3 protein-coding genes are annotated in these 2757 nt (G+C 71.7%); 1 reads left to right on the forward strand and 2 read right to left on the reverse strand.

Annotated features, from left to right (window positions below):
• Positions 1-295 precede the first annotated feature (295 nt).
• Entirely contained in the window at positions 296-1465 is a 1170-nt protein-coding gene (locus ACIRP7_RS40110; protein ID WP_403670240.1) for a GDSL-type esterase/lipase family protein, read from the reverse strand.
• A 16-nt stretch (positions 1466-1481) separates the two neighbouring features.
• Positions 1482-2051, reverse strand: a complete 570-nt coding sequence (locus ACIRP7_RS40115; protein ID WP_403670243.1) for a TetR/AcrR family transcriptional regulator — start codon at positions 2049-2051, stop codon at positions 1482-1484.
• A 70-nt stretch (positions 2052-2121) separates the two neighbouring features.
• Here ACIRP7_RS40115 and ACIRP7_RS40120 point away from each other — a divergent pair, with 70 nt between their 5' ends.
• Positions 2122-2619: an FBP domain-containing protein gene (locus ACIRP7_RS40120; protein ID WP_403670246.1), complete on the forward strand. Its 498-nt coding sequence runs from the start codon at positions 2122-2124 to the stop codon at positions 2617-2619.
• Positions 2620-2757: the final 138 nt, after the last annotated feature.

Genomic DNA, 2757 nt, shown 5'->3' on the forward strand with positions numbered 1-2757 from the left:
GGTACCGCGTGCTGGACCCGGGTGTCTGAACCGTGTGCCGGGCCGGGGTGCCGTGTGCCGCGAGCCCCAGGCCGGGATCCGAGGGCTGGACCCTGGTGCCGGACCCACGTACCGAAACCGGGGTCGGACCGGGGTGCGGGTACCGCGTGCCGGACCCGCGTGCCGGACCCGCGTGCCGGGCCCGGGGGCGGGGCTCGGCGCCGAAGGCGCCGCCGACGGTGGGGAGGCCCGGCCCTTCCCAGGCGCCGGCCCCCATTGCCGACCCGTCCGCCGAAGGGCATTCGGCGAACGCTGCTCAGTCCGTGCCGAACACCCCGTCGGCCCCGAAGACCAGCCCCGCGAACCGTTCTCCCATCAGCCGGTGCGTCGCCGCGTCCGGGTGCAGGTCGTCCGGCAGTGGCAGGTCGGCCGAGTCGTTCTCGCCGTACAGCTCGCGCCCGTCGAGGTAGTGCAGGTTCGGGTCCTCGGCGGCGCGCTGCTTCACGATCCGGGTCAACTCCTCGCGGATCACCTGAAGGGTCAGCTTCCCGCTCGCGCGTTCCGCCGGGTCACCCAGTGTCCTGAACCGCAGCCGGCCCTCGCCGAGCTCGCCGACGTCCGGGAAGCAGGGCCCCGGTGTGTCCTCGTGGATCGGGCACAGGATGGGCGAGACGACCAGCAGGGGCGTGTCCGGGTGGCCCTCGCGGATCGTGTCGAGGAAGCCGTGGACCGCGGGACCGAAGGCGCGCAGCCGCATCACGTCGTGGTTGACGATGTTGATACCGATCTTGACGCTGATCAGGTCGGCGGCCGTGTCCCGTACGGCCCGCGCGGTGAACGGATCGAGGAGCGCGCTCCCGGCGAGGCCCAGGTTGATCAGCTCCACGCCGCCCAGTGTCGCGGCGACCGCGGGCCAGACGCCCGTGGGGCTCGCCGCGTCCGAGCCGTGGCTGATGGAGCTGCCGTGGTGCAGCCACACCGGGCGCTCACCCCGGGGCGCGGGCTCGACGGGTGCGTCGGTGCGCAGCGCGATCAGCTCGGTGGTCTCGTTGTGCGGCAGCCATATCTCGACGTCCTTGACCTCGCCGGACAGCCCGTCGAAACGGACGGTCCCGGGGGATCCGGGCCGGACCTCGGACGTCCCCGCGGTCATGTCGACGGTGATGACGTTGCCGCCGAGCACACTGCCCTGACCGGCGGGCCGGCCGTCGACGACCAGGTCGTACACCCCGTTCGGCCGGGGCGGGGCGCCGACGTAGGCCCGCTTGGTCGGCAGGGTGTCCAGCTCCACCGCGGTGGCCCGGGTGCGGAAGGCCAGTCGTACGCCGGCGGGCTGGGACTCGGCCATGGCCAGCTGGTCGTCGGTGTTCTGGGCGCGGGCCCGGGGCGGCAGCCGGTGCGGTAGCACCCCGTGCTCGGTGTGCTCCACATCGAGGGCGCCGCGCAGGAGCTCGGCGGTGACGGTGGTGGTGATCCAGTCGGGCATGTCCTCAGCCTGTCGGTCAGCGGGTGGGCCAGTTGCGCAGGAGTGTGTCGAGGGCGTCCAGGATCCGCGTCCAGGACTCCTCGGAGTCGGGGGAGCTGTGGCTGAACCCGCCTGCCCCCTCCAGGCTCGCGTAGCCGTGGAAGGTGCTGCCCAGCAGCCGTACGGCGTGGGTCTGTTCGGGTTCGGGCAGGTCGTAGCCGCGCAGGATGGCCCGCATCATCTGCGCGTGCCGTACGCCCGCGCTGGCGGCCGCGGTCTCCGGGTCGAGCCTCAGCCGGGCCGCCGCGGCTCGGCCCGGGTGGGCGTGGGCGTAGTCGCGGTAGACGTTCGCGAAGGCGGTCAGGGCGTCTTTGCCGGCCCGTCCGGCCACCGCGTCGGCGGAGAGGTCGGCCAGCTCCTCCAAGGCGCACAGGGCGATCCGGGTCTTGAGGTCCTGCGAGTTCTTCACGTGCGAGTACAGGCTCGCCACCTTGACGTCGAACCGCCGGGCGAGCTCCGAGACGGTCACCTGCTCGAAGCCCACCTCGTCGGCCAGCTCCGCGCCCGCCCGGACCAGCCGCTCCGTGGTCAGCCCTACCCGTGCCATAGCCGCCCTCTCGTTTGCCAGAGTCGATTATGCATTTGCCTAAACCCTTTAGGCAACCTAGCGTGGACTTATGGAACCGTTGACCGAGAAAGAGATCCGTGCCGCCTTCGTGAACTGCACCAAGGGCGAGGCGAAGCGGCTGGCCGTGCCGCGCGACCTGGCCGACCGACCGTGGGAAGACCTGGACTACCTCGGCTGGCGCGATCCGCAGGCCCCCGACCGCGCCTATCTGGTGACCGTCCTGGACGGCCGTCCGACGGGACTCGCGCTGCGCGGCGCGGCCGCCGGCTACCGGCAGGCGCGGCGCAGCATGTGCTCGATGTGCCTGACCACCCACTCCGGTGGCGTCTCCCTGATGGTCGCCCCGAAGGCGGGCAGGGCCGGGCAGCAGGGCAACTCGGTCGGGGCGTACATATGCGACGACCTGGCCTGTTCCCTGTATGTGCGCGGGAAGAGGGCCGTGGGTGCCGGCGCGCGGCTGCACGAGACGCTCACCCCGGACGAGAAGATCCGGCGGACGGTGACGAACCTCGCCGCCTTCGTCGCCAAGGTGACGGACGCCGGGTGAGCCGCGGGACGGGCTTGCCGTGGTTGCAGGCCCCTCGTCCCTAAGAAGTCATCTCATTTGGTTCGGTAAGCTGCTGGTCGTGGTTTCGATCGTTGAACGGCTGGTGCCGGATGAGTTGTGGGAGCTGTTCCAGCGGGT

It is taken from the genome of Streptomyces sp. NPDC102270 (assembly GCF_044766405.1).
Lineage (GTDB): Bacteria > Actinomycetota > Actinomycetes > Streptomycetales > Streptomycetaceae > Streptomyces.

Excerpts from the sequence above, each read along its gene's own strand:
- ACIRP7_RS40120 (WP_403670246.1), top strand. The coding sequence starts at position 2,122 with ATGGAACCGTTGACCGAGAAAGAGATCCGTGCCGCCTTCGTGAACTGC.
- ACIRP7_RS40110 (WP_403670240.1), bottom strand. The coding sequence starts at position 1,465 with ATGCCCGACTGGATCACCACCACCGTCACCGCCGAGCTCCTGCGCGGC.
- ACIRP7_RS40115 (WP_403670243.1), bottom strand. The coding sequence starts at position 2,051 with ATGGCACGGGTAGGGCTGACCACGGAGCGGCTGGTCCGGGCGGGCGCG.